The sequence below is a fragment of the Aquamicrobium sp. NLF2-7 genome, from assembly GCF_022359935.1.
GTDB classification, from domain to species: Bacteria; Pseudomonadota; Alphaproteobacteria; order Rhizobiales; family Rhizobiaceae; genus Mesorhizobium; species Mesorhizobium lusatiense.
The window spans coordinates 559,110-585,202 of the sequence record NZ_JAKSED010000001.1 but is presented as its reverse complement, the minus strand read 5'-3'; the positions used below and the strand labels follow the sequence as shown (position 1 = coordinate 585,202).

Sequence of the window (26,093 nt, the reverse complement as noted above, 5' to 3'; positions counted from 1 at the left end):
GCGCATGCAAAAGCTTTCGATTTCTCTCAGGCAGGCCGGCGCGCTCGTCGCTGGCACATTGCTCCTGTTGTCTCTTGTCGTGCTGCCCGTACAGGCGGACGTGAAGATTCAGGAAGTCCGCTCGGAAAAAGGCGTCACTGCCTGGCTGGTGGAAGATTACACCGTCCCGATTGTCACCACGCGCTTCGTCTTTCAGGGCGGCAGCAGTCAGGATCCTGTCGGCAAGGAAGGCCTCGCCAACCTGATGAGCGGTTTGTTCGATGAGGGCGCCGGCGATCTCGACAGCAATGCTTTTCAGGAAAAGCTCGATGAGGTCGGTGCTGAAATGCGCTTTTCGAGCACCCGCGACGGCATTTATGGCACCGTTCGCGTTCTGGCCGAGGACAAGGATGCGGCTTTCGATCTGCTGCGTCTGGCCATCGAGAAGCCGCGTTTCGACCAGGGTCCTGTCGACCGCATCCGTAGCCAGTTGCTGACAGGCATCGATGCTGCCGAGCGTGACCCGAACGATCAGGCCAGAAAGCAATGGGCGCGTGCCGTCTATGGCGAGCACCCATACGCCCGCCCGGACGAAGGCACGAAGGAAAGCCTTGCGGGCCTGTCGACCGATGATCTGCATGCCTTTCACGACAGCCAGTTCGCCCGTGATGGCCTGTATGTCGCGGTTGTGGGAGCAATCGACGCCGAAACCCTGAAGCGCGATCTCGACCGGCTGTTCGGAAATTTGCCGGAAAAGCAGAAATCCGTTCCGGTCGCGCGTGTCCAGCCCAAACTCGACCAGCAACTGAAGGTCGCCTACGATCTTCCCCAGACATCGATCCAGATGGCTTTTCCGGGACTTGAACGCACCGAGCCGGACTTCTTCGCTGCCGTTCTGATGAACGAAATCCTCGGCGGCGGAACATTCACGTCGCGCCTGTTCAAGGAAGTGCGCGAGAAGCGTGGGCTGGCTTATTCGGTCGGCTCCATGCTTTCAAACCGTCGCTATTCGGAAACGCTGGGCATCAGCACGGCGACGAGATCCGACCGCGCCGCTGAAACCGTGGAAGTCATCCGCAGCGTGATCCGGCAGATGGCGCAGGAGGGACCGACGGAGGCCGAACTTGAGGCCGCCCGCAAATATCTGATCGGCGCCTATGCGATCAACAATCTCAATTCTTCCGGGGCGATCGCCTCCACTCTGGTGGAACTGCAGGTGACCGGGCTTGGCAAGGATTACATCGAACGCCGACCGGCCCTTCTGGAAGCGGTCACCGTTGCCGACGTCAAAAAGGTTGCGGCCAAACTGCTTTCGGGCGAACCAGCTGTCATGCTGGTGGGGCCGGATGTCGAGAAAGTACAGGCTGAATGAGCCCCACCTTCGGCATCGCATTTGGCGGTGGCGGTGCCAGAGGCCTGGCCCACATCCATATCGTCGAGGCCTTTGACGAATTGGGGATCAGACCAGTTTCTATCGCCGGATCGTCCATAGGGGCTATCATCGGCGCTGCCATGGCTTCCGGCATGACCGGAAAGGAAATCCGCGACTATTGCCGCTCCATCCTGTCGAAACGCTCGGAAGTGGCCAGCCGCATATGGCAGTCGCGCCCGGGCAGCCTTGCCGAGCTCATGAAGGGCGGACTGCACGTCAGCCAGTTCAACATCGAGCGGATCCTGAAGGCGTTTCTGCCGGCATCTATCCCCGATAACTTTGGCGGATTGCAGATTCCGCTGAAGATCACCGCCACCGACTATTACGGCCACAGTCTGGCGGTGCTGGAGGGTGGCGATCTTCTGTCGGCGATCGCTGCATCCGCAGCCATCCCCGCTCTGTTCAGGCCGGTCATCCGTGACGGGCGGTTGCTGATCGACGGCGGCATCTACAACCCCATCCCGTTCGATCTGATCAGTCATGAAGCGGACATCGTCGTGGCTGTCGACGTCATTGGCGCGCCGGTCGAAAACGGATCGCGACGCCCGACCTCGGTCGACCTGATGTTCGGTGCGACGCAATTGCTGATGCAGTCGATCATCGACAACAAGCTGACGCAGGTGCGTCCCGACGTCATCATATGCCCGCCGGTTTCCAGGTTCCGTGTGCTCGACTTCCTCAAATTCGATGCGGTGATGAAGGAAACGGCTTCCGTCAAGGACGAGACCAAGCGCAGGATCGACGAGGCCCTGAAGGCGCGTTACGAGCCCAAAAAGCATTGATGCCCATGAAAAAGCAGGCCCAACTGCCTTCGCCATTGCGAAAGCATGGTGCCGACAATAGATGGAAGCTCGAAAGTCGCCATCTCACCCTTCATGGGATCATCTCGACATGACTGACAAGATCGACGCCGCGAAGCTGACAGACCGTGTTTCGGCGCTGGTGGAAGCGGCCAGAAAGGCCGGTGCGGATGCAGCCGATGCGGTTGCCATTCTGAGCAGGTCGACGGGCGTTTCGGTGCGGCTTGGCAAAGTCGAGGAAACCGGCGCATCGGAAAGCGAGGATGTCTCGCTGCGCGTCTTCGTCGGCAAGCGCGTCGCAAGCGTTTCCGCAACTGCCGCATCGGATCCCGCCACGTTGGCTGAACGAGCGGTATCCATGGCAAAGGTTTCGCCGGAGGACCCTTATCAGGGGCTTGCCGATCCCGCACTTCTGGTTCGCCATCCGGTCGATCTCGACCTGTTCGATGCGACCGACGTTTCTCCCGACCGGCTGAAGGAGGATGCTCTGGCCGCGGAAGCAGCGGCACTTGCCGTCAGCGGGGTGAGCAACTCCTCCGGCAGCAGCGCCGGTGCGGGCATGGGCGGGCTGGTTCTGGCCGCCTCCAACGGCTTTGTCGGCCACTATGCCGTAACCCGCTTCTCCCGCTCCACAAGCGTGATCGCCGGGGAGGGCACCGGCATGGAGCGGGACTATGAATTCTCTTCCCGTCAGCATTTTGAGGATCTGGAGTCTCCGCAAGATATCGGCCGCAAGGCCGGGGAACGCGCAGTCCGGCGACTGGGCGCACGCAAGGCCGCCACCGGCACGGTGAATGTGATTTTTGACCCGCGCGTGGCGCGCGGCATCGCCGGTCATCTCGCCGGTGCGATCAACGGCGCTGCGGTTGCCCGAAAGACCAGCTTTTTGCGCGACATGATGGGGCAAAAGATTGCCAATGCCGCGATCATCGTGACGGACGATCCCCTGCGCCGGCGAGGCCAGTCCTCTCGTCCTTTCGACGGCGAGGGCGTGTGCGGCGAGAAGCTGGTGATGGTGGACAATGGTGTTCTCAACCATTGGCTGCTTTCGCTCTCCACTGCAGCGGAGCTCGGCCTCACCACCAACGGGCGTGGTTCCCGCAGCGGCTCTTCGGTCTCTCCCTCGTCCAGCAATTTCGCGATCGAAGCAGGGGCGGCGTCGCCGCAGGATCTGATCGCCAGCCTGAAATCCGGATTTTATGTCACGGAAGTGTTTGGTCAGGGCGTGAATATGGTGACTGGCGAATACAGCCGCGGCGCCTCCGGTTTCTGGATCGAGAACGGCGAACTGGCTTATCCCGTTTCCGAGGTAACGATCGCTTCCAACCTGAAAGACATGTTCATGAACATGGTTCCGGCCAGCGATCTGGACCGCAATTTCGGGACGGCCGCGCCGACATTGCTGATCGAAGGGATGACCCTTGCCGGAAGCTGACAAACGCAACCTTCCAGACCCTCAGGAGGATCTGACGCTGCTTCTGGAAGCGGCACGGGAAGCCGGTGAAATTGCCATGGGCTATTTCGGCAAGGACCCGCAGGTCTGGATCAAGGAGGGGTCTTCACCGGTCAGCGAGGCCGATTACGCCGCCGACAGGTACCTGCGTGAGACGCTTCTGAATGCGCGGCCGGGATATGGCTGGCTTTCGGAGGAAACCGCCGATGACCTGAAGCGGCTGGATGCTCCGCGCACTTTCGTGGTGGATCCCATCGACGGCACCCGCGCCTTCATCGCCGGAAATCCGACATGGTGCGTCAGCATCGCGGTGGTTGAAGAGGGCCGGTCGCTGGCGGGCGTGCTCGACTGTCCCGCCAAGGGGGAAATCTTTTCCGCCACAGCCAGCGGCGGCGCTTTCCTTGACGGCAAGCGCATTGCCGTCAGGAGGGCTGGCTCATCACCGGAAATCGCCGGCCCCAAAGACATGATCGATGAGCTTCCGAAGTATCTGATCGCGCGCGCCAGCAAGGTCGGCTATGTCCCGTCTCTGGCCTACCGTATCGCCATGATTGCCGCCGGCCGCATCGATGCCAGCTTCGTCAAACCCGACTCTCATGACTGGGACCTCGCCGCGGCCGCGCTCATTCTTGAAGAGGCTGGCGGCAAGCTTATTGCCGAAGATGGATTGCCGCCGCGATTCGCCGATGAGATGATCCGGCATGGCGCGCTGGTCGCTGGCAGCAACGGGCTTCTTGACGAGCTTTATGCCGTGATCGCCAAACCGGAAGGTCGCGCACCACATTTCCCGGTTTAGGCATCGCTAAAGGTTTAATTGTCGGCCGGTTTGGATTAGACCGGGCGCGGTGTTTTTCAGTAAGAGGACGGATATGAGCAGCGGTGATGACAAGCAGCTTCTGCATCTGGTGTTCGGCGGCGAGCTGAAGGAACTCGGAAGCAATGAATTCCGTGACCTCAATGCGTTGGATATTGTGGGCGTTTACCCAAATTATCAGGCGGCTCAGGCAGCATGGAAATCCAAGGCGCAGGCGAGCGTGGACAACGCACACATGCGTTATTTCGTGGTGCATCTGCACAGGCTGCTCGATCCTGATAACAAGGCCGACGCCTGAGCATGGAGCAGGAAGCCGCACCGGCCGAGGCGCAAGCGCCTGCTGTGCGTGAAAAGCGCCAGACGGCGCTGAAGCGGCTGTGGCGTCGCATTCGTCAGCCGCTCGCGCGCTCGCGCGTTACCAAGGCTGTGCTGACCAGTCTCCTTTCCTGGTTTTTGCGTCTGGTCCGGCTGACCAATCCTTTGACCCGTGGTTCTACCGTCGTTGCCGACGGCGAATATGAGCATCTGCAGCCGGGAATTATCGCATTGTGGCATGGCCAGCACCTGATGGCGCCGGTTTTCTATCCGAAAGGACGCCCGCTGGTAGCCATGGTGTCACGCAGTGCCGACGCCGAGCTGAATGCGCTTGTGGTCGAAAAATTCGGGATCGAAGCCGTTCGCGGATCAGGCGGTCGCGACAACACCCGCCATCTCGACAAGGGCGGCGCCAAGGCTCTTATTGCCCTCAAAAAGTCGCTGGTGGCTGGCAAGAATGTGGCCATGATTGCAGACATTCCACACGGCACCCCGCGCGACGCAGGGCTGGGTGTCATTTTGCTGGCGCGTCTTTCCGGGCGCCCGATCCTGCCGGCCGCCATGACCACCAGTCGTCGCAAGGTGCTGGAAAAAAGCTGGGACAAGACCACCATCAATCTGCCTTTTGGAAGATCGTCCTTCGTGATCGGCACGCCTGTCTTCGTTCCCAAGGATGCGGATGATGCGGAAATGGAGCGCAAGCGTCAGGAGCTGACGGCATCGCTCAACGAAGCTACGGCAAAAGCCTACGCCCTGGTGGATACAGCTCAATGAGCGAACGTGCGGCCCGAACCCTGTTGACGCTCTACCGATATGCGGGAGCTGCCGCGTTTCCCCTGATGGGACCTTATGTTGCCTGGCGTGCCTCGAAGGGCAAGGAAGACAAGGGCCGCTCAAAAGAGCGCTATGGCATTGCAGGACAGCAGCGCCCGGATGGTCCCCTGATCTGGTTCCATGCCGCCAGCGTCGGCGAAACCATCGCCATCGTGCCACTCGTGCAGACAATCCTGAGCTATGGCGTCAATATCGTGCTGACGACAGGCACGGTGACATCCGCCAAAGTTGTCCGCGAAAGGCTGGGTGACAGCGTCATTCACCAGTATGTGCCTCTGGACATCAAGCCGGCCGTCAGCCGCTTTCTCAATCACTGGCAACCCGACCTCGCGATCATTGCGGAATCCGAGATCTGGCCTATGACCATACTCGAACTCGGTGCGCGCAACATTCCGCAGGTGCTGGTCAACGGACGCATGTCGGACAAGTCGTTCGCGTCATGGACCAGGCGGGCAAGTCTTGCCGAGGCTCTGTTCGAGAACTTTTCGCATGTGGTGGCGCAGTCCGAGATCGACGGCGAACGCTTCCGCACGCTCGGCGCACGTCCGGTGAGCGTGTCGGGCAACCTCAAGGTGGATACGCCGCCGCCGCCGGTTGATGAAAAAGCACTGCTGGTTCTCCAGCGCCAGATTGGTGCGCGTCCGACCTGGGCCGCGGTTTCCACCCATGACGGCGAGGAAAAGATGGCGGCAGAAATTCATGCCGCGCTGCGCAAGCGCCATCCCGGCCTGCTGACGATCGTGGTGCCGCGTCATCCGGCCAGAGCCGATGAGCTGGCGCAGGAGATCGGCGCCATGGGCCTGCGGCTGGTGCGGCGCAGTTCCGGCGAGCCCGTTGCTGCCGACACCGATATTCTGCTGGGCGACACGATCGGCGAGATGGGGCTTTATCTTCGTCTGACGGAAATCGCCTTTGTCGGCCGCTCGCTGTCTTCCACAGGAGGGCAAAACCCGCTGGAGCCGGCGATGCTGGACACGGCGATACTGGCGGGACGCGACGTCCAGAATTTCCGTGAAGCCTACAAGAATCTGATCGATGCAGGCGGTGCCAAGCTCGTGCGTGATCGCAACATGCTTGCAGGGGCCGTCAATTATCTGTTGGCAAATCCGGATGCCAGACGGGGTATGATGGTTGCCGCAGCGACGACAGTGCAGAACATGCGTGGGGCACTGGCCGCCACGATGAAGGCGCTGGAGCCGTTCATTCATCCTCTGATCGTGCAGTCGAGATTGCACCGGGCAGGCAAGGGCTGACACATGGCCAGCGAAGCACCGCCTTTCTGGTGGGAAAAACCGGACTGGCGCGCTCTGGCGCTTTCGCCGCTGGCTGCTGCCTATAGTTTCGTTGCAGGCCGCAAGCTGCGCAATGCGCGCCGCGAAAAAATGCATGCACCCGTGCTGTGCATCGGCAATTTCACTGTCGGCGGCACCGGCAAGACCCCCGTCGCGATCACTTTCGCCGAGCAGGCCCGCGCCATGGGTTTTGCGCCCGGCATTCTGTCGCGCGGGCATGGCGGCGGATTTTCAACCCCGCATGTGGTCGACCCCCATCACGACGCGGCAAAGCATGTGGGCGACGAACCATTGCTTCTGGCCGCGCATGCACCCGTTGCAGTAACCGCTAACCGCGCCGCTGGCGCCCGTCTTCTGCTGGAGCAGGAGGGCTGCAACTTCCTCATCATGGATGATGGTTTCCAGAGCGCCCGGATCCACATCGATTATGCGCTCTTGGTGGTCGATTCCGGTCGCGGTTTGGGCAATGGCAAGGTCATTCCCGCCGGACCGCTGCGGGCAAAGATTGTCGATCAGCTCGTCTATACGGATGCCCTGTTGCGAATGGGCGATGGCAGCGCCGCTGATGGCGTTGTGCGGCAGGCGGCACGGGCCGGAAAGCCGGTTTTCGATGCCGGCATGCAGCCGCTCGATGGCGAACGGTTCGCGGGACGCCGCTTTCTCGCCTTCGCAGGCATCGGTCACCCGGAAAAATTCTTCGACACGGTAACGAGGGCAGGGGCGACGGTCGTGCAGGCCCGCCCGTTTCCCGATCACCATTTCTATGATGCCGATGAGCTGGCGGGGCTGTTGTCCTCGGCGAAGGCCGAAGGTCTTGAGCTGATCACCACGGCGAAGGATGCGGTGCGGCTGCGCCATGGCGCGGTGGGGCCGGGATTTCTGGATAAGCTGAATGTCCTGAAGGTCGCAACGGTGTTCGACCAGCCGCATACGCCGGTTCGCATCATAAACGAAACGGTGGAAGCCTGGAAATTACGGCGAGTTGCCGGATAGCGGTGTTACTTTGAGCGATCGCGCAGTTGCGGGTTCATCTCAAGTTCGCGCTCGAAAGACACTTTTGCGCTCACATAAGGTTCCTGCCGCTCGACGCTCCAGTATCTCAGCTCGTCGAGCGTGATGTTTTCGCCGGTGACAGCGCAGCGAACGAACGAGCCGGGACTGGTGACCTGAAAGTCGCCATCCAGATAGCGAATGCGGGCCTCGCGGCTGCCGGGCCCTTCAAAACGGTTCATCATGGAAATCTGCCAATTGAATTGATCTTTCATCGCCGCAAAAAGTGGCAAGGTCAAGTTCGCGCTCTTTATCGCCGGCCGAACAACCGCTCGATATCGGCAAGCTTCAGTTCGATATAGGTCGGCCGGCCATGATTGCAGGTGCCGGAACCGGGCGTGGCTTCCATCTGCCGCAGCAGGGCGTTCATTTCCTCGGGCTTGAGCCGGCGCCCGGAGCGCACCGAGCCATGGCAGGCCATGGTGGCTGCGATGTGATGAAGCCGCTCCGTGAGTGTTTCGGTGGTGTCGTGATCGGCGATTTCATCCGCCAGATCACGGACCAGTTGCTGCACGTCGACTTCACCCAGCATGGAAGGGGTTTCCCTTACCGCAACCGCGCCGGGGCCAAAGCGCTCCAGCCTCAGCCCGAAGCGTTCCAGAGTTGGGGCATGGACAGCAAGCCGCTCTGCATCGTCCTGCGGCAGATCGACGATCTCCGGCAAAAGCAGCATCTGGGAGGGCACGGCCCGCGAATGCAGCGCATTTTTCAGCGCTTCATAGACCAGCCGCTCATGCGCCGCGTGCTGGTCCACGATGATCAGCGAATCCTGGGTCTGGGCGACGATGTAATTTTCGTGAACCTGCGCCCGCGCCGCGCCCAGAGCGGTTGCTTCCAGCGCTTCATCTGCCTCGGCAAGGCCTGCGCGCGCATCGGCACTCGCTGCCGTCATCGGCGTAAAGCTCGCCTGATCGCTCTCGGAAAACCGGCTGTTGGAATCGAGCGGACGATGAGGAGAGCCTCGCAGATCGAAATGCGCCGGCCTGTGCGTGGGCGCCTCTCCACCAAAGGAGAAAGCCGGGCCGGCTCCGGTCGAGGGTGCAGGGCCGGAACGAAAGGCCGCCATCATGCCGGCCGCTCCCGTGGTCGCCGCCCGAACACCTGCTTCCGCAAGCGCCTGACGGATCGATCCCACGATCAGGCCACGCACGAGGCCGGGATCGCGGAAGCGCACATCGGCCTTCGCGGGATGAACGTTGACGTCCACGGTGGCGGGATCGACGCTGAGGAAAAGCACGGTCACGGCATGTCGGTCGCGTGGCAGAACATCGGCATAAGCACCGCGTATCGCACCTGCAAACAGCTTGTCGCGGATCGGGCGCCCGTTCACATATGCATATTGCTGGAGCGCGTTGGCCCGGCTGTAGGAGGGAACGGAAACGTAGCCTTGAAGATGCACGCCCTCGCGCATGGCATCGATGGGAATGGCGTTCTCGGCGAACTCACGTCCCATGACCTGCGCGATACGCTCCAGCCGGCCCTCGGGCGTATCGCCGGTGGCTGGCAGATCGAGCGTTGAACGGTCAGCGCCTGCCAGCGTGAAGCGCACGGCAGGAAAGGCAATGGAAATGCGCCGGATGATGTCGCTGGTCGCGGAACTCTCCGCGCGCTCGGTCTTCATGAATTTGAGCCGGGCAGGGGTGGCGAAGAACAGGTCCCGCACCTCCACCGTGGTGCCACGATTGGCGGGGGCCGGGCGCACCGGAGCGATGCGCCCGCCTTCGACTGCGATTTCCGCGCCGCTGTCGGTGTCTTGCGCCCGCGAGCGGATCGAAAGCCGGGCCACCGATCCGATAGAGGGCAGCGCTTCGCCCCGGAAGCCCAGCGAGCGGATGTCATGGATGTCATCGGCAAGCTTGGAGGTGCAGTGGCGGCCGATGGCCAGAGGCAGTTCCTGCTCGCTCATGCCCGATCCGTCATCGGTAACGCGGATCAGGTTGAGCCCGCCGCCACCGGTGACGATTTCGATACGGGCAGCACCCGCGTCAAGCGCGTTTTCGACGAGTTCCTTGACCACCGAAGCAGGGCGTTCGATCACCTCGCCGGCAGCGATCTGGTTGATCATGGTTTCGGGAAGCTGATGAATTCGCATGCCCGCATGATAGCCGGATTCTTCCCTGCAGCGAAAGCGATCCAGCCCTTCCACCCCCAGCCAAATCGATGCGAATGCCAATGCAGATAATCTCTGAATTCATTGCCCGACGCAACGACGAGTGGATAAATGCGTGATATTGACGGGACCGTTCATCGCTGGAGGATCGCAATGAAACTGCCTTTGCTTGCTGCTGCACTTACTGCTCTCGTTCCCTCCGTCGCGATGGCAGGGCCGGCTTCCGATGCCGTGAAATTCTTCTACACGAACGGCCGCTTTGTCGGAGATACCGACTATCGCGACAGGTTCATCGAGCCCGTCAAGACATTGTTTGACCAGAATGACGCGGCGCTGGACAGCGAAGACGGAGTTCCCTGCATTGATTCCGATCCCGCGCTGGATGCGCAGGATTTCGATGATGAGGAACTTGCCCGCACCCTGAAACTGTCGGAAAGCGTCAACGGCGATCGCGCCGAAGTGACGGCCAGCTTCAGGCTGTTTGCCGACGAAGAAGACGGTTCGCGCGAGATGGTCTGGACCTTGCAGAAGGTCGGTGGAAGCTGGAAGGTCTCCGACATTGCATCAAAGACCAACGGCTGGCGGCTGAGCGAACTGGAATGCTTTGCCGCTCCCGCTGAATAACCATCCAGCGGGAAACGGGCCCGGGCGAAACTCAGCCCTTCGACTGCTGAATGGCAATGAAGAGATTGGTGCAGCGGGTTCCGGAACGGCAGTAGGCAAGAACCGGGGAGGGCAGTTCCGCCAGAGCACTGGCCTGTTCCGCGACATTTTCCGCAGTCATCTGGCCGCTGATGACGGGAATGTAGCGAAAAGTCAGTCCTGCCGCTTCAACAGCGCTGCGCACTGCGTCATTGCCCGGCTGATCGGGCTGCTCGCCATCGGGCCGGTTGCAGATCACGCTTTTGAAACCGGCGTCACTGATCTGTTTTACATCTTCCGGCGCAATCTGGCCGGTTACCGAATAGTCTTCGCTGATCTGGCGGATTTCCATGGCTACCTCTGTGCAGAATGTGCCGCGAGATCTGCGGCGTCTGGACCTTCATGCCAAAGCTGAAGTTCGCGGACAAGATATGGACCACCCTTCGGCCAGCTTTTTACGCAACCGACGGCTTCCGGCATTTCTCAGGCTTGCCCGGATCTGATGTGCTATCTACACAGTTATCGCCCATAATGGGCGGTCAGAATTTCAGGAGTGGAGACAGAATGAGCATTCGTCGAATTGGAGTGGGTCCGCGCATGAGCGACATCGTCGTGCACGGCAACACGGTTTATCTCGCCGGTCAGGTAGGCGAAGGCGAGACCGTCGAGGCGCAGACGCGCGATATTCTGGCCACGGTCGACAAGCTGCTCGCCGAGGTAGGCTCGGACAAGACGAAGATCCTCCAGACCATCATCTGGCTGTCGGACATGTCGACATTTGGCGAGATGAACAAGGTTTGGGACGAGTGGGTTCCGCAGGGCCACACGCCTGCACGCGCCACCGGCGAGGCAAAACTTGCCACGCCCCAGTACAAGGTCGAAATGATCGTTACCGCCGCGATCTGACCTGCGACGTCGCTTGCGCGCCACCTGCAGAAGATGGCGCGCAGCGATACCGGATGCATTCGCATCACGCCATTCGGCAGCTTTGTTAAGGTCTGTCGCAAAGCTTTATTGGAGCTGCGTCGCCAGCGCCGCCCCATTGCTCGCAAAACACGAAAAAGCCTGATTTCTCTCCTTTCGCTCCGGTCACTGCAACCGGAATTGGGGGGAGGCTGGCTCGTGTGTGCTGCGGTACGATCTTCGGAAAACCGGATTTGCTGCCGGATGCAACCATTTGCATTTAAAACGGTTTACAATTGAACTGCTCGTGATCGAGCCACGGTTCTTTTTGGCCTCGCGGATTTTTTATGAATATTCAGACCAGCCCGGATAAACTGACAATCGAGCCAGCATCCATTCCTTCGGCTGCGGAGGAACCGATCAGGTCGCAATTTTATCAGGAAGACAGGCTCAGGCTGCTCGGACGGCAGATGGCCGAGGGCGATACGCACAGTCTTTCGGGGCTCGGCGCTTTCGACTTCCAGAACCGCATTCGCGAAAGTGCGGCCAAAATTCTGGAAGTTTACCGGTCAACCAATGCCGCTCAGGCGAAAGGCGAGACGATCACGCCAGCAGCCCAGTGGCTGCTCGACAATAATTATCTGGTCGAAGAAACGATCTATCAGATCAAACGCGACCTGCCGCGCCGCTTTTATCAACAGCTTCCCACGCTGCCGCTAAAAGACGGGACCTCCGTGCCGCGCGCGCTGGCGATCGCCTGGGCCTATGTGGCGCATTCCGACAGTTCTGTTTCCGCCCAGACATTCAAGGCAATCGTGGAGGGATTTCAGGCTGTCGAGCCGATGAAGATCGGCGAGATATGGGCGCTGCCCTCGCTGCTTCGTTTCGTGCTCATCGAAAACCTCAGACGTCTTGCGGTGCGCGTGGAGCGCGCGAGGAAAATGCGTCTGGTGGCAAACGAGGTTGCCGATACGGCTCTTGCCTCTGCCGATGGCAGCGAGCGGGAGCAGACCATTGACCGGTACGGTGTCTACGCCCGCGACACGACCTTCGCCACCCAGCTTCTCTACCGCCTTCGGGATGGATCGCAGAATGCGGGCAGGGCCCTTTTGTGGCTTGAAGGAGAGCTTGAGAAATCCGGCTCCGACGCCGAACAGATCATTATGGCCGAGCACCAGACGCTGTCGGCCGGCAATGTCACCACCGGCAACATCATCAGGGGCCTGCGCCTTATCAATGATGTCGACTGGACGGTGTGGTTCGAGGAAGTCAGCCGCATTGACGAACTGCTTCGCCAGCGAGGCGATTACGCAGCGCTCGATTTTGCCTCACGCGACCAGTACCGCACAGCCATCGAGGAACTGGCCCGTCGCTCGGGCCGGTCGGAATATGACGTTGCCGAGACCGCAGTGGCACTGGCGGAAAAGTCGGCCGGCGAAACAGCAGATGTGGGTTTTTATCTGGTTGGGCCGCGCCGCGAGGTGCTGGAGCGGGAGATTGGTTTTCGTCCCTCATTCGGCCTGTCGCTGAAGCGCTCCTTCCGCAAGGCGGGCTGGCCCGGCATAGCGGTTCCCGTCTTCGCCCTCACCGCCTTATTGCTTTACATGAGTGGCAATGCGCTCGCCGCCCTTGGTCTGTCCGGCTGGGCGCTCGCGATCATGCTGATCCTGTTCGCTGTACCAGCGAGCGAAGGCGCTCTCGGGTTCTTCAACACGGTAGTGCTGTTGTTCCTGAAGCCCACGCGGCTGATCGGCTATGACTACAAGGAAGAAATACCTGCCGCATCGCGCACGCTTGTCGTCGTACCTTCGCTGATTGGCTCGCGCGATGATGTGGAGGAAAACATCCGCAACATCGAGGTGCATCATCTCGCCAATGTTTCCGATGAGCTTTATTTCGCGCTTTTATCCGACTGGCCGGACAGCGACAGGGAGCTGAGCCAGTCCGACACGGAAATCCTTGATTTCGCCAGAGCCGAGATCAACCGCCTCAACCAGCGCTACCCGTCGCAGGGCACGCCCCGCTTCCACCTCCTTCACCGCCGCCGCCTCTACAACCCGTCTCAGGGTGTATGGATGGGCTGGGAGCGCAAGCGCGGCAAGCTGCACGAGCTTAATCTGCTGCTGCGCGGCGACGGCGACACGACATTTCTGCCGCTGGACGCACCGCTTCCCGAAGGCGTCGTCTATGTGATGACGCTGGACGCGGATACCCGCACGACACGTGATGCGGTTTCCAAGCTCATCGGCAAGCTTGCCCATCCGCTCAACCGCCCGCATTTCGATGCGGCGGCCAAGAAGGTGAGCGCCGGCTACACGATTCTGCAGCCGCGCATCACACCGTCGCTCACCACCGGCGACGAGGCGTCATTCCTGCAACGTGTGTTCTCGTCCGACAGGGGGCTCGACCCTTACGTCTTCGCGGTTTCCGATCTCTATCAGGATGTCTTCGGCGACGGCACTTTTACCGGCAAGGGCCTCTATCACATCGATGCTTTTGAAGCCGCGCTCAAGGACCGCTTCGACGAGAACGCCATCCTCAGCCATGACCTCGTCGAAGGCTCGTTCGCGCGCTCCGCGCTGGTCACCGATGTTGAACTGGTCGAGGATTATCCCACCCGTTATTCCGTCGATGCCTCGCGCCAGCACCGCTGGGCGAGGGGCGACTGGCAGCTTCTGCGTTTCATCCTCAATCCGCTTTCGGGTGTGCCGGCGCTGTCACGCTGGAAGATGGTGGACAATCTCAGGCGCACGCTGACACCCATCTTCTGGGTCATGGCGGCCATCGCCGGCTGGACGCTGCTGCCCTTCACGCAAGCCGCCCAGTGGCAGGCGCTACTCATCCTGACGCTGTTCATGGCGCCCACATTCAACATCGTGAACGGCCTTTTCCCCAAGAGCCTGGACACCACGCCGCGCGGCCATTTTTCCGCACTGGCGCGGGACATCGCTTTTGGCACGGCCAATGTGGCGCTGCGCGTGGTGCTGATGGCCCATTCCGCATGGATGATGGGCGATGCGATCATCCGCACGCTCTACAGGCTCTTCGTTTCACGAAAGAACCTGCTCGAATGGCGAACTGCCTCGCAGGCCCATAAGAGCGGAGCCAACGATCTCGGCTCGTACTATTCGGCCATGTACGGGGCCGTCATCATCGGCGTCGTCGGCCTCGCCATTCCCGTTTTCAACGATTCGACCGGCGCTTTCGTTGCATTCTTCTTTGCTCTGTTCTGGGTTGGCTCGCCGGCTTTCGCCTGGCTGATCAGCCGCTCGGCCGAAACCGAGGACCGGCTTCACCTCGCACCGCGCGACATGCACGAATTGCGGATCGCCGCGCGGCGGACCTGGCACTATTTCGAAAATTTCGTCACCGAAGAGCACCATCATCTTCCGCCGGACAATTTTCAGGAAAGCCCCGCACCGGTGGTGGCGCCCCGCACATCGCCGACCAATGTGGGCGTCTATCTGCTTTCGGTGGTTTCAGCCCGGGATTTCGGCTGGATCAGTATGGCGGATGCCGTCTCGCGGATCGAAGTCACGCTTTCAACCATCGAGATCATGCCGCGCGAGAGGGGACACCTTTTCAACTGGTATGACACCAGAACGCTGGCCCCCCTGCACCCGCTCTACATTTCCAGCGTGGACAGCGGCAATCTCGCCGGCCACCTCGTAACCGTGGCCGCGGCCTGCGCCGAGTGGGCGGAAGCGCCTTCGGTTCACTTGCACGGCGATTTCGAAGGCGTGCTCGACGTTGTGGCGATCATCGATGAAAGCCTCGACGAATTGCCGGACGACAGGCGCCAGTTGCGGCCGCTGCGCCAGCGTCTGGCCGATCGGCTGGATGGTATGCGCCGCGCTGTTCTGACCATCAAGGAACAGCCCGAGATGGCGTCCATCCGCACCATCAACCTGTCGGTGCTGTCGGGAGAAATCCGCAAGCTTGCGGTCGCCATGCATACGGAAGTGGGCTCTGCCCGTTCCGAAATCCTGGTCGACTGGGCGGCAAGGCTCGAAGCGACCTGCGAAGCGCATGTCCACGATTCCCATGCCGACGATCGTACGGTCGAGGAACTGCGGACCCGTCTGCTCAAATTGCGGGAAAGGGCGCGCCGTTACGCGTTCGAAATGGATTTCTCGTTCCTGATGCGAAACGAGCGCAAGCTGCTCTCTATTGGCTATCGCGTCGATGAGCATCAGCTTGACGAGAGCTGCTACGATCTTCTGGCCTCCGAAGCGCGCATGACCTCCCTGTTCGGCATCGCCAAGGGCGATCTGCCGACTGAACACTGGTTCAAGCTCGGCCGCCCGATTGTCGAGATCGGCTTCCGTGGTGCCCTGATGTCATGGTCAGGCTCGATGTTTGAGTATCTGATGCCGCCGCTGGTGATGAAGGAGCCGCACGGCAGCCTGCTCAACCAGACCAGCAATCTGATCATCAAGCGCCAGATACAGTATGGTCGCTCAAGAAACGTGCCATGGGGCATTTCGGAGGCGGCATACAATGCGCGCGACCGTGAGCTCACCTACCAGTACACCAATTTCGGCGTGCCGGGCCTTGGCCTGAAGCGGGGCCTCGCGCAAAATCTCGTCATCGCGCCCTATGCCACCATTCTCGCCGCCCAGTTCATGCCGCGCGAGGCGGTTGAGAACCTGAAGCGCCTGAAAAGCATCGGTGCACTGGGGCGGTATGGCTACCATGACGCCGTGGACTTCACGCCGCAGCGTGTGCCCGAAGGCGCCAACCATGCCGTGGTGCTGAACTACTATGCGCACCATTCCGGCATGACCATTGCCGCCGTGGCGAACGTCGTGTTCGAGGGCCGCCTGCGGGACCGGTTCCACTCCGATCCGGTGATCGAATCGGCCGAGCTTCTGCTTCAGGAAAAGGCACCGCGCGAAATTCCGGCCGATACGGTCCGCACCGAGGCGGAGGAACGGCCGCTGCTCGACGAACAGGAAGTCCAGAGCCTCGACACCCGCATCATACCGGACCCGGCCAACGCGCTGCGCGCGACCAGCCTGATGTCCAACGGACGCTATTCCATGATGGTGACGGCGACCGGCTCCGGCTACAGCCGCTGGGGCGATCTGGCGGTCACGCGCTGGCAGCCGGATCCGGTGGAAGACCGCATGGGCTCCTACATCTTCCTGCGCGACGTCGATACGGGAGACTGGTGGTCCGCCACGGCGGAGCCGAAGCAGGCGCCCGGCGAGGTGTCACAGACCTACTTCTCCGACGACAAGGCCACGTTTGCCAAGGTGGTGCAGTCGCTGCGCTCGGAAGTGGAATGCATCGTCATTTCCGAAGGCCACGGCGAGGGCCGCCGGGTCACGCTGCACAATGACGGTTCGAGCGATCGCTACATTGAAGTGACATCCTTTGCTGAGCTGGTTCTGGCGCCCGAAGCCTCGGACAATGCGCATCCGGCTTTCTCCAAGATGTTCGTGGAAACCGAGATCGCCGACGACAATGGTGCGATCTTCGCGAAGCGGCGCAAGCGCGATCAGCGCGAGGCTGACATCGTCGCTGTGCATTTCGTGACCGACCCGACCGGCCTTGCCCGCGATACAGAAGCCGAAACCGACAGGCGCGCCTTCATTGGGCGCGGGCGCAACATTTCCGATCCCGCGGCCATGGAGCCCGGCGCGCGGCTGGAAGGCAATGCGGGCTTCACGCTCGACCCCATTGCCGCGCTGCGCCGGAAAGTGCGCGTCCCGGCGAACAAGAAGGTGTCGCTCACCTTCTGGACCTGCGTGGGAGCCAACCGGGAAGAGCTGGACGACGCCATCAACCGCCTCGATCATCCCGAAAGCTTTGCCCGTCAGGCCATGCTGTCATGGACGCGGTCGCAGGTGCAGACCCGCCATCTCGGCCTCAGCCTCGCCGAAGCCGCTATCGGGCAAAGTCTGGCGCGTTATCTGATCTACCCCGATGCCAACATGCGCCTGCCGTCGGAGGCGATTTCGGCAGGGCTCGGCAAGCAGTCCAGCCTTTGGCCGACCAGCATTTCGGGCGATTACCCGATCTTCGCCATCCGCATCGACGATCTTGCCGATCTGGAGATCGTGGCGCAGGGCTTGCGCTATCAGGAATATATGCGCGCGCGCGGACTGACCGCCGATCTGGTCATCGTCAACGAGCAGTCCTCGTCCTATGTGCAGGATCTGCAGCAGGCCATCGACTATCTGTGCGAGAACAGCCGCCTGCGCGGCTCCGAGCTTGGCCCGCGCCAGCACATATTCGCGGTGCGCCGCGATTTGATGGACGAGCCGACCTATCGCACGCTGCTGGCCTCGGCGCGCGTGGTTCTGCATACGCGCAACGGCACGATCAGCGACCAGATCGAACGCGCGGAAATAACAGCGCTTCAGGCGCGCGAAACCGCCAGCGGTGTCGCCATCGGCGCAGTAGCGACGGCAGCACCGGAGCCGAGCGTCCCGCTCAAGCCGAAGACGGCCGATGGCAAGGGGCTGTCCAACTGGAACGGTTTTGGCGGTTTCGAGGGCGATGGCCGCCGCTATGTGGTGCGGCTGGCGGGGCGTACGGTTACGCCGCAGCCGTGGATCAATGTGATCTCGAACGACGCTTTCGGCTTCCACACCTCCGCCGAAGGCGCGGCCTTCAGCTGGAGCCGCAACAGTCGCGATTATCAGCTCACCCCATGGTCGAACGATCCGGTAACCAACCGGCCGGGCGAGGGCATCTACGTTCATGACCTCGACAGCGGCGCTTCATTTTCGCCATTGGCAGCAGTGGTGCGCGATCCGGGCGTGCTTTACGAGACATGCCACGGGCAGGGCTTTACGACCTTCCGCGCCAGACGCGGCGCGCTGGACATGGAGCTTACCCACGTTGTCGACCCTGCAGATCCGGTGCGGATATCGCGCCTGCGCATCCGCAACACGGGGGCCGGCACGGCGCATCTGCGTGTCTATGCCTATGCCGAATGGGTTCTCGGCACCCATCGTTCCAGAACCGCCGGCACCATCATTCCCTCGCAGGACGCCGCGACGGGCGCCATGCTCGCAACCAACCCGTACAATCTCGATTTTGGCAGGCGGGTCGCCTTCCTTGCCGGTGATCAAAGGCCGGACTCGGTCACAGCCGATCGCGGCGAATTCATCGGCAGGGGCGGTTCAAGCCAGAAGCCCGTCGCGGTGCTCGCCGGCAGCCCGCTTTCGGGCCGTATCGAAGCCGGAGACGATCCCTGCGCGGCGCTCTCCCGCGATGTCGAGCTTGCCGCCGATGGCGAGGTAACACTCCTGTGGCTGCTCGGCGATGCTGAAAGCCCACAGGAAGCAACCGCACTTATCGAGAGACACCGTAACGTCGATTTCGATAGCCGCCTTGCACAAACCGAGGCTGGATGGCGTGACTTCCTGGACACCATTCAGGTAGAGACGCCCGACAAGACGCTCGATTTCATGGTCAATCACTGGCTCCCTTATCAGAGCCTGTCCTGCCGCATCCGCGCCCGCTCTGCCTTCTATCAGGCAAGTGGCGCTTTCGGTTTCCGCGATCAGTTGCAGGATACGCTGTCGCTGATGGCCCATGATCCCGGTCTTGCCCGGGCGCAGATACTGAATGCGGCCGGACGTCAGTTTGCCGAGGGCGACGTGCAGCATTGGTGGCTTCCGCGCATGGGTGCAGGCGTTCGCACCATGATATCGGACGACGTTGTGTGGCTCGCCCATGCCGCTGCTTATTACATCGAGGTTTCAGGCGATCAGGCCATTCTGCACGAAAAGCTGCCCTTCCTTCAGGGGCCGCAGCTTGGGGAGGGCGAGCACGATGCCTTCTTCACTCCGGAGCCTTCCGCCGAAATTGTCCCGCTTTACGAGCATTGTGCCCGCGCGCTGGACCTTGCTGTGAAGCGCAGCAGTCCCTCGGGCTTGCCGCTTATACTCGGCGGTGACTGGAACGACGGCATGAACAGCGTGGGCGACGAGGGAAGGGGCGAGAGCGTCTGGCTCGGCTGGTTCCTGCTCAGGACGCTGAACGATTTCATTCCGATCGCCAGTGAACAGGGCGATGCAAAGCGTGCAAAGGCGTGGCAGGCCCATGCGGATGTGCTCAAGCGCGCGCTCGAAAACAGTGGCTGGGACGGCCAGTGGTATCGTCGCGGAACATTTGACGATGGAACACCGCTGGGCTCCCGCGAGTCGCAGGAGTGCAAGATCGACTCCATTGCCCAGTCCTGGAGCGTGATTTCAGGCGAGGGCGACCCGGCCCGCTCCCGCACGGCCATGGACAACGCGGGAGAAATGCTGGTCGACGAGGAGCACGGCATACTCAAGCTGTTCACGCCGCCCTTCGCAAACTGGGACAAGGATCCCGGTTACATCAAGAGCTACCCGCCCGGCGTCCGAGAGAATGGCGGCCAGTACACCCATGCGGCGACGTGGTTCGTCATTGCGCTGGCTGAAATGGGTCGCGTCGAGGAAGCCTATAAATGTTTCTCCATGCTCAATCCCGTCAGCCACTCCACGGATGAGGCCTCCGCCGAACATTACCGGGTCGAACCTTATGTCGTGGCCGCCGATGTCTATGCGGCCGACAAGGCAGGCCGGGGCGGATGGACATGGTACACGGGCTCTGCCGGATGGCTTTACCGCGCAGCTGTCGAAGCCATACTCGGCATCAACAGGCGTGGTGACGCGATCGAGATCACCCCGCGCATTCCCGCGCACTGGGACGGCTATACGGCCAGACTGGCTCTGGGCGGCGGCTCTCAGACCATCCGGGTCGTGCGCAACCGGGCTGCGAAAGCGATTTCGCTGGAGGTAAACGGCAGGAAGCTGGACGGCACAACATTTCCGCTTTCGCAAGGCCAGACAGAAGTTGTCGTAACCTTGCCGACTAATGGTCCTCAGCATCGCCTTGGTGCCAGCAAGAAGCCTTAAATAAGGGCGGCCTGCCCGCTGCCCTGCCAATGACATGTGCTTTCCCGCTAAAATTGCGGCAGTCCCCTTGCGGGATTGCCGCAATTTCGCCTTCAGAAGGACATTTTACGTTTGATCTCAAACCGTTAGTCGATCACGCCAGATTTCGTTTCGTAGCTATGTTTTGTTCGCGAAACGGGAACTCCCGCGTTAAGGGAACATTGTTCTGGTTCACATCGGTTCATATGTTTCCAGAAATGGTGCATCGCACAATGAACGGTTTCGCGGAGTAAACGAGTGTCCCTTCTGCAAGTCTACTGGAGAGCGCTCGGTTATATGGCGGCAGACAGGAAGCGCGTTGCGCTTATTTGTGCCGCCAATGTCACCCTGGCTATCGTCGCTATCCTTGAGCCCATCATGTTCGGTCGCGTCATCGACGCGATTTCCGAGCGCGTGAACGTGGTTCCGCCGCTGGTGATCTGGGCCGGCCTTGGCGCCTTCAACATCGTTGCATTCGTTCTTGTGGCGCGCGGCGCCGATCGCATGGCTCACAAACTGCGCGGCGAAGTGCTTTCGCAGTCGTTCGAGCGCATCATCAATATGCCGCTGGCCTGGCACCACACGCGTGGCACGTCCAATTCGCTGCATACGCTGCTGCGGGCAGTGGAAACGCTGTTTTCCCTGTGGCTGGAATTCATGCGCCAGCATCTGTCCACTGCGGTGGCTCTGATGCTGCTCGTACCCACCGCTTTGTCGCTCGATCTGCGCATGTCGATGGTCCTGCTGGTGCTGGGCGTGGTATATTACGGCGTCGGCCGTCTGGTCATGCGCAAGACCCGGGAAGGGCAGGCGAGCGTCGAACGCCACTACCACAAGGTGTTCGCGCATGTATCCGACTCCGTCAGCAACGTTGCGGTGCTGCAGAGCTACAACCGCATCGGCCACGAAACGGCAGCCCTGAAGCGGTTTGTCGGCGAGCTCCTCGACGCCCAGTATCCGGTTCTGGACTGGTGGGCCCTGGCCAGCGCGCTGCACCGGCTTTCATCCACGATCTCAATGATGGTTGTGCTGCTGATTGGTTCGTTTCTGGTCATGAACGGCCAGCTGCGGATCGGCGACGTCATCGCCTTCACCGGCTTCGCTACGTTGCTCATTGCCCGTCTCGATCAGGTTTCCACTTTCGTGAACCAGATCTCGGAGGCTCGCGCCAAGCTCGAGGATTTTTATGGCATGGAGGATTCAGCGTTTGAAATCCGCGAGCCGGAAGGCCTGCGTGATATCGGCAGGGTTTCCGGTCATGTCCGTTTCGAGAATGTCGGCTTCGAGTTTCCGAATTCGGGGCAGGGGCTGGACAATGTCACCTTCGAGGTGGGCGCCGGCCAGACAGTCGCGATCGTCGGGCCGACCGGTGCGGGCAAGACCACGCTCATCAACATGCTGCAGCGCGTGTTCACGCCGCAGCGAGGTCGCATCCTGATCGATGGCATCGACACGCGAAGCGTCTCCACGTCGTCGCTCAGAAACTGCATTGCTACCGTATTTCAGGATGCCGGCATGCTCAACCGCTCGATCGAGGACAACATCCGCATCGGGCAGGCTGACGCCACCTATCAGGAAATCCACGCGGCGGCAGAGGCTGCGGCGGCACAGGATTTCATTCTTTCCAAGGCCGAAGGTTACGACACCATCGTCGGCGAGCGCGGCGGGCAATTGTCGGGCGGCGAACGCCAGCGCATCGCCATTGCCCGGGCTGTGCTGAAGAATGCGCCGATCCTCGTTCTGGACGAAGCCACCAGCGCGCTTGACGTGGAAACGGAAGAGCGTGTGAAGCAGGCGATCGACGAGCTGCGCCGTGACCGCACCACCTTCATCATCGCCCACCGCCTGACCACCGTCCGGGATGCCGATCTTGTGGTGTTCATGGACAAGGGCAGGGTCGTCGAGATGGGCGGCTTTGCGGAATTGTCCCTGCGCAATGGCCGCTTTGCTTCGCTGCTGCGGGCCGGCGGACTGCTCAATGACGAGGAAGTGCGTCGTCTGTCGCGGATCTCGCCGGTGAACGAGGACGCTGCTGCCTGACGAAGCACCGGCCTTTGCGTCGCAGTTGCCCGCGGCGCAGGGCAAGGTTATGTAGCTTGTCATGACAGTTTCACGCACCCGCATTGCCAGCTGGATGGACCTAGCCAATCCGACGCGTTTCGTCAGTTTTGCGAACAGAGCTGTTCCATGGCTGGCGGGTGCAGCGTGCCTTGTTCTGGCGATCGGCCTGTACATGAGCTTTGCCGCACCCGAGGATTACCAGCAGGGCATGACGGTGCGCATCATGTACATTCATGTGCCGTTCGCCTGGCTTTCCATGATGTGCTACGCGCTGATGGCAGCCTCCGCGATAGGCACGCTGGTATGGCGCCACCCGCTCGCCGATGTCTCCCTGAAGTCGGCAGCGCCTATTGGCGCATGCTTCACAGCTCTGGCGCTCATTACCGGGTCCATCTGGGGCAAGCCCATGTGGGGCACATGGTGGGTGTGGGATGCGCGCCTGACCTCCGTATTCGTGCTGTTTCTGATGTATCTCGGCATCATCGCGCTGACGCGCGCGCTGGAAGATTCGGGCAAGGCGGCATGGTCGGCGGCGATCATCACATTGATCGGGTTCGTCAACATTCCGATCATCAAGTTCTCGGTGGACTGGTGGAACACGCTGCATCAGCCGGCTTCCGTGTTCCGTGTCGACGGGCCGACCATTGACGGAAGCCTGCTCAGGCCGCTTCTGATCATGGCGATCGGTTTCACGCTGCTTTTCTTCACACTGCACATGATGGCCATGCGCACCGAGATCAGCCGCCGGCGTATCGCTTCCATGCGCAGGCTGGCTGCTCGCGGAGAGCACTGACCTTCGGGACGCCGGCTAAAAACACTGACGGGGAGGGATCATGAAGCGCTCTGGAGTGAATGAAATTATCCGTGAGGGCGACGCCTTCATCCGCTCCTTCGGTTATATCCTGCCGCCGTTCGCTTATTGGTCCCCCGAAGAAATGAAGCGGCGCGGGGCGGAATCTGCTGGTGTCTTCGATGCCCGGCTGGGCTGGGACATCACCGATTACGGACAGGGGAAATTCGACGAGCTGGGGCTCTTCCTGTTCACGGTCCGCAATGGCCGCTTCGAGGATATGAGCAAGGGTGCCGGCATGCTCTATGCCGAAAAGATCATGATCTCGCGCAGGGACCAGATCTCACCCATGCACCGCCATGTCATCAAGGCGGAGGACATTATCAACCGCGGCGGCGGCAAGCTCGTGCTGGAGCTGTTCATGCCCGACACAGAGGGCGGGATAGATGCACATGCCGAAGTGTCCGTTCCCGTCGACGGGACCATTCGCAGGCTTTCTGCCGGCGGTCTCCTGAAGCTAGACCCCGGTGAGAGCGTGACCCTGCTGCCGGGCGTATGGCACGCGTTCTGGGGCGAGGGCGGCGACGTTCTGATCGGCGAGGTCTCCACCGTCAACGACGACCTCACCGACAACATCTTCCGCGACCCTATCGGCCGGTTTTCCGAGATCGAGGAAGATGTAGAGCCGGCTCACCTTCTGGTTTCGGACTATGAGCGCTGGCTGGCGCGGTAGTACGCATCGCCAGCTCCATTGCCGCGCGCTTTAAGACTTTGCGCCCACCTGCCCATTCTCGACAACAAATGTCCTGTCGGTATGGACGGTGCCGCCGGGCTGGTCGGTGCGGTCGATTGCGCGCATCTGTACGTTCAGGATTTCCGGCGTTACGTCGAAATGCATGTAGCCGCGCTTCTGGCTCTCATAGTAGCGAACCTGAGGATTGGCGGGGAGGGCATCATGCATCGGCCTGGCCAGAGGCTCCGGCCAGAGCGAGCTGATCGAGGTGCCGACGAATTCCGTCATCAGCGACCTGCCGGGCTCCTCGCCCACGCGGTGGGTGACTTCCGAAACCAGCGTTGAATGAATGTCGCCTCCGATCGAAACCGGATTTGAGACCCTGGAACCTTCAATGCGATCCAGAATGCGTTGCCGGGCGGCCGGATAGCCGTCCCACGACTGCAAATAGCGATACAGCTCGCCTTCGTGATCCATGTCGAAGGTGCTCATCATCACGGTTGAGGCAATGGCGTTCCATTTTGCCTGCGAACCCGAAAGGCGCGCATCCAGCCAGTTTTCCTGCGCGACGCCCAGCATGGAACGTTGCGGATCTTCGGCTGCCTCGCACGGCTTCTGGAACACGCCAAAGGCGAAATCCTTGTCGGATCCGGCAGCGCAGACACTTTCGGAATCACGAAACTGGCGGGTATCCGGAATACTGACCCGCAACAGGTCGCCAATATCGAGCCCCCGCAAGACAGGCATGGTCGGAGCGTGCAGGGCAGGCGCATGGCGCACCGGCTGGAACTCGTACCAGGCATGATACGCGGCGGCGCGACGCGCCAGTTCCCCGGCATCGCTGGAGTCTTCGGTCAGCGCATCGTGGTTGTCGAGCGTGACCATGAACGGCAATCGCTCGTGCGCGCGCCGCAGAGCCGCATCGGTCTTGTAGAGCGCATGACGACGGCGATAGTCGTCGAGCGTTCTGAGCGGCTTGTCGGTCTCGTGCGTACGTACGCCACCGCGGCCGACTTCGTAGATGTAATCGCCCAGATGCAGCACCAGCGAGGAATCGTCGTCGGCCATGCCGTCATAGGCGTCGAAGAAGCCGTTTTCCCAGTGCTGGCAGGAGACGACGTTGAACCGAAACCGTGACATCAGCGCATCCGCGGCCGGCAATGTGCGCGTCCGGCCGATGGGGCTCATCTCACCGCCAATGCGAAACGCATACCAATACCAGCGATCGGGGCGCAGACCCTGAACATCGACATGGACCGAATGCCCATATTCCGGCAATGCGCTGCCTGTACCGCTGCGAACGACCTTCGACAGGCGCTCGTCCTCGGCCACAATCCATTCCACATCGATCGGCAGTCCGGAGAGGAGTTCGAGATCATCGGCGGCTCTGGCCAGCTTCGTCCATAGCACCACACTGTTGGCGGTCGGATCGCCGCTGGCCACCGAAAACGGAAAGAGGGACGCCGCAGGCGTTTGCGCGGCGGTGCGGCTCACAAAGACCGCAGGGGCCATGAGGGCCGCTGCCGAACCGGCAATAAACTGGCGTCGTTGAAGGATGGTCATGGGGCTCGCTTTCGGCTGGCAGTTACGCTGCAACGGCACCTAACGCCGCGAGATAACACTCCCATGACAGAGCTGTACGGTGTGTCGTCGATGCAAGAATGTCTCTTGATCTGCCGCCAATTCCATACTTCAGAACAACATATAAAATTTTAAAATCAGAAATCAGTTTATCATTAGGGTTTTCGCGTGATTTTCATTCATTTTTTCATTAAAAATATCATTGGTAATTATATATACATGAACAATATTTGTTTTAAATTAAAAGTCCGTCTTTATCAGAATCGGCGGAATGCAACGCGCTGAAGGATGAATGAGGATTTCTTTTGCAATCCGGTGAGCTGTGGTTAGATGTGGGAAGGCAAACTGAACTATCCTGACAATGGGCATGCCAGCCGGGCGCT

General features: G+C 60.9%; 18 protein-coding genes. 14 read left to right on the top strand and 4 right to left on the bottom strand.

Annotated elements, in window-relative coordinates; all coding sequences use genetic code 11:
• Positions 1-4: 4 nt before the first annotated feature.
• The 8 genes from MIC97_RS02920 to lpxK all read left to right on the top strand — a co-directional run bounded on the left by MIC97_RS02920 (position 5) and on the right by lpxK (position 7,912).
• Complete coding sequence (locus MIC97_RS02920; RefSeq protein WP_239798778.1) at positions 5-1,351, top strand: pitrilysin family protein; 1,347 nt, start codon at positions 5-7, stop codon at positions 1,349-1,351.
• A complete protein-coding gene (locus MIC97_RS02915) occupies positions 1,348-2,193 on the top strand; it encodes a patatin-like phospholipase family protein (RefSeq protein WP_239798777.1) in 846 nt (281 codons plus the stop codon). Before MIC97_RS02920 ends, MIC97_RS02915 begins: the two co-directional genes overlap by 4 nt.
• Positions 2,194-2,302: 109 nt before the next feature.
• Positions 2,303-3,646 carry a TldD/PmbA family protein gene (locus MIC97_RS02910; RefSeq protein WP_239798776.1) on the top strand — a complete coding sequence of 448 codons (1,344 nt, stop codon included), beginning with the start codon at positions 2,303-2,305 and terminating at the stop codon, positions 3,644-3,646.
• Complete coding sequence (locus MIC97_RS02905) at positions 3,633-4,460, top strand: 3'(2'),5'-bisphosphate nucleotidase CysQ (protein ID WP_239798775.1); 828 nt, start codon at positions 3,633-3,635, stop codon at positions 4,458-4,460. The genes MIC97_RS02910 and MIC97_RS02905 overlap by 14 nt, the downstream gene beginning before the upstream one ends.
• Positions 4,461-4,533: 73 nt before the next feature.
• A complete protein-coding gene (locus MIC97_RS02900) occupies positions 4,534-4,776 on the top strand; it encodes a DUF4170 domain-containing protein (RefSeq protein ID WP_183830100.1) in 243 nt (80 codons plus the stop codon).
• A gap of 2 nt (positions 4,777-4,778) precedes the next feature.
• Positions 4,779-5,567 (top strand): lysophospholipid acyltransferase family protein, encoded by a 789-nt coding sequence (locus tag MIC97_RS02895; RefSeq protein ID WP_239798774.1) that lies wholly within the window; start codon positions 4,779-4,781, stop codon positions 5,565-5,567.
• The gene (gene waaA, locus MIC97_RS02890) at positions 5,564-6,880 is read left to right on the top strand and encodes a lipid IV(A) 3-deoxy-D-manno-octulosonic acid transferase (protein WP_239798773.1); all 1,317 of its coding nucleotides are present in this window, start codon (positions 5,564-5,566) and stop codon (positions 6,878-6,880) included. Before MIC97_RS02895 ends, waaA begins: the two co-directional genes overlap by 4 nt.
• A 3-nt stretch (positions 6,881-6,883) precedes the next feature.
• The gene (gene lpxK, locus MIC97_RS02885; protein WP_239798772.1) at positions 6,884-7,912 is read left to right on the top strand and encodes a tetraacyldisaccharide 4'-kinase; all 1,029 of its coding nucleotides are present in this window, start codon (positions 6,884-6,886) and stop codon (positions 7,910-7,912) included.
• 5 nt (positions 7,913-7,917) lie between these two features.
• On the opposite strand, the gene MIC97_RS02880 is transcribed toward lpxK, so the two are convergent.
• The gene (locus MIC97_RS02880; RefSeq protein ID WP_183830088.1) at positions 7,918-8,154 is read right to left on the bottom strand and encodes a DUF2093 domain-containing protein; all 237 of its coding nucleotides are present in this window, start codon (positions 8,152-8,154) and stop codon (positions 7,918-7,920) included.
• A gap of 65 nt (positions 8,155-8,219) precedes the next feature.
• The gene (gene mutL, locus MIC97_RS02875) at positions 8,220-10,061 is read right to left on the bottom strand and encodes a DNA mismatch repair endonuclease MutL (protein ID WP_239798771.1); all 1,842 of its coding nucleotides are present in this window, start codon (positions 10,059-10,061) and stop codon (positions 8,220-8,222) included.
• 171 nt (positions 10,062-10,232) lie between these two features.
• Between mutL and MIC97_RS02870 the strand changes: the two genes are divergently transcribed.
• Positions 10,233-10,703: a DUF3828 domain-containing protein gene (locus MIC97_RS02870; protein ID WP_239798770.1), complete on the top strand. Its 471-nt coding sequence runs from the start codon at positions 10,233-10,235 to the stop codon at positions 10,701-10,703.
• Positions 10,704-10,734: 31 nt separating this feature from the next.
• Here the strand turns inward: MIC97_RS02870 and MIC97_RS02865 are convergent, their stop codons facing one another.
• Complete coding sequence (locus MIC97_RS02865) at positions 10,735-11,073, bottom strand: TIGR01244 family sulfur transferase (RefSeq protein ID WP_239798769.1); 339 nt, start codon at positions 11,071-11,073, stop codon at positions 10,735-10,737.
• A gap of 212 nt (positions 11,074-11,285) precedes the next feature.
• On the opposite strand from MIC97_RS02865, the gene MIC97_RS02860 reads away from it, so the two are divergent.
• From MIC97_RS02860 to MIC97_RS02840, 5 genes are all read left to right on the top strand, one after another.
• A complete protein-coding gene (locus tag MIC97_RS02860; RefSeq protein ID WP_239798768.1) occupies positions 11,286-11,627 on the top strand; it encodes a RidA family protein in 342 nt (113 codons plus the stop codon).
• A gap of 344 nt (positions 11,628-11,971) precedes the next feature.
• On the top strand, positions 11,972-20,527 hold the full coding sequence (locus MIC97_RS02855) for a glucoamylase family protein (RefSeq protein WP_239798767.1): 8,556 nt from the start codon (positions 11,972-11,974) through the stop codon (positions 20,525-20,527).
• Positions 20,528-20,803: 276 nt separating this feature from the next.
• Positions 20,804-22,585 carry a glucan ABC transporter ATP-binding protein/ permease gene (locus tag MIC97_RS02850; RefSeq protein WP_239798766.1) on the top strand — a complete coding sequence of 594 codons (1,782 nt, stop codon included), beginning with the start codon at positions 20,804-20,806 and terminating at the stop codon, positions 22,583-22,585.
• Positions 22,586-22,646: 61 nt separating this feature from the next.
• Positions 22,647-23,399 (top strand): heme ABC transporter permease, encoded by a 753-nt coding sequence (locus MIC97_RS02845; RefSeq protein ID WP_239798765.1) that lies wholly within the window; start codon positions 22,647-22,649, stop codon positions 23,397-23,399.
• A 40-nt stretch (positions 23,400-23,439) separates the two neighbouring features.
• Entirely contained in the window at positions 23,440-24,129 is a 690-nt protein-coding gene (locus MIC97_RS02840; protein WP_239798764.1) for a D-lyxose/D-mannose family sugar isomerase, read from the top strand.
• 30 nt (positions 24,130-24,159) lie between these two features.
• Here the strand turns inward: MIC97_RS02840 and MIC97_RS02835 are convergent, their stop codons facing one another.
• Entirely contained in the window at positions 24,160-25,692 is a 1,533-nt protein-coding gene (locus MIC97_RS02835) for an alkaline phosphatase D family protein (protein ID WP_239798763.1), read from the bottom strand.
• Between the last annotated feature and the right edge of the window lie 401 nt (positions 25,693-26,093).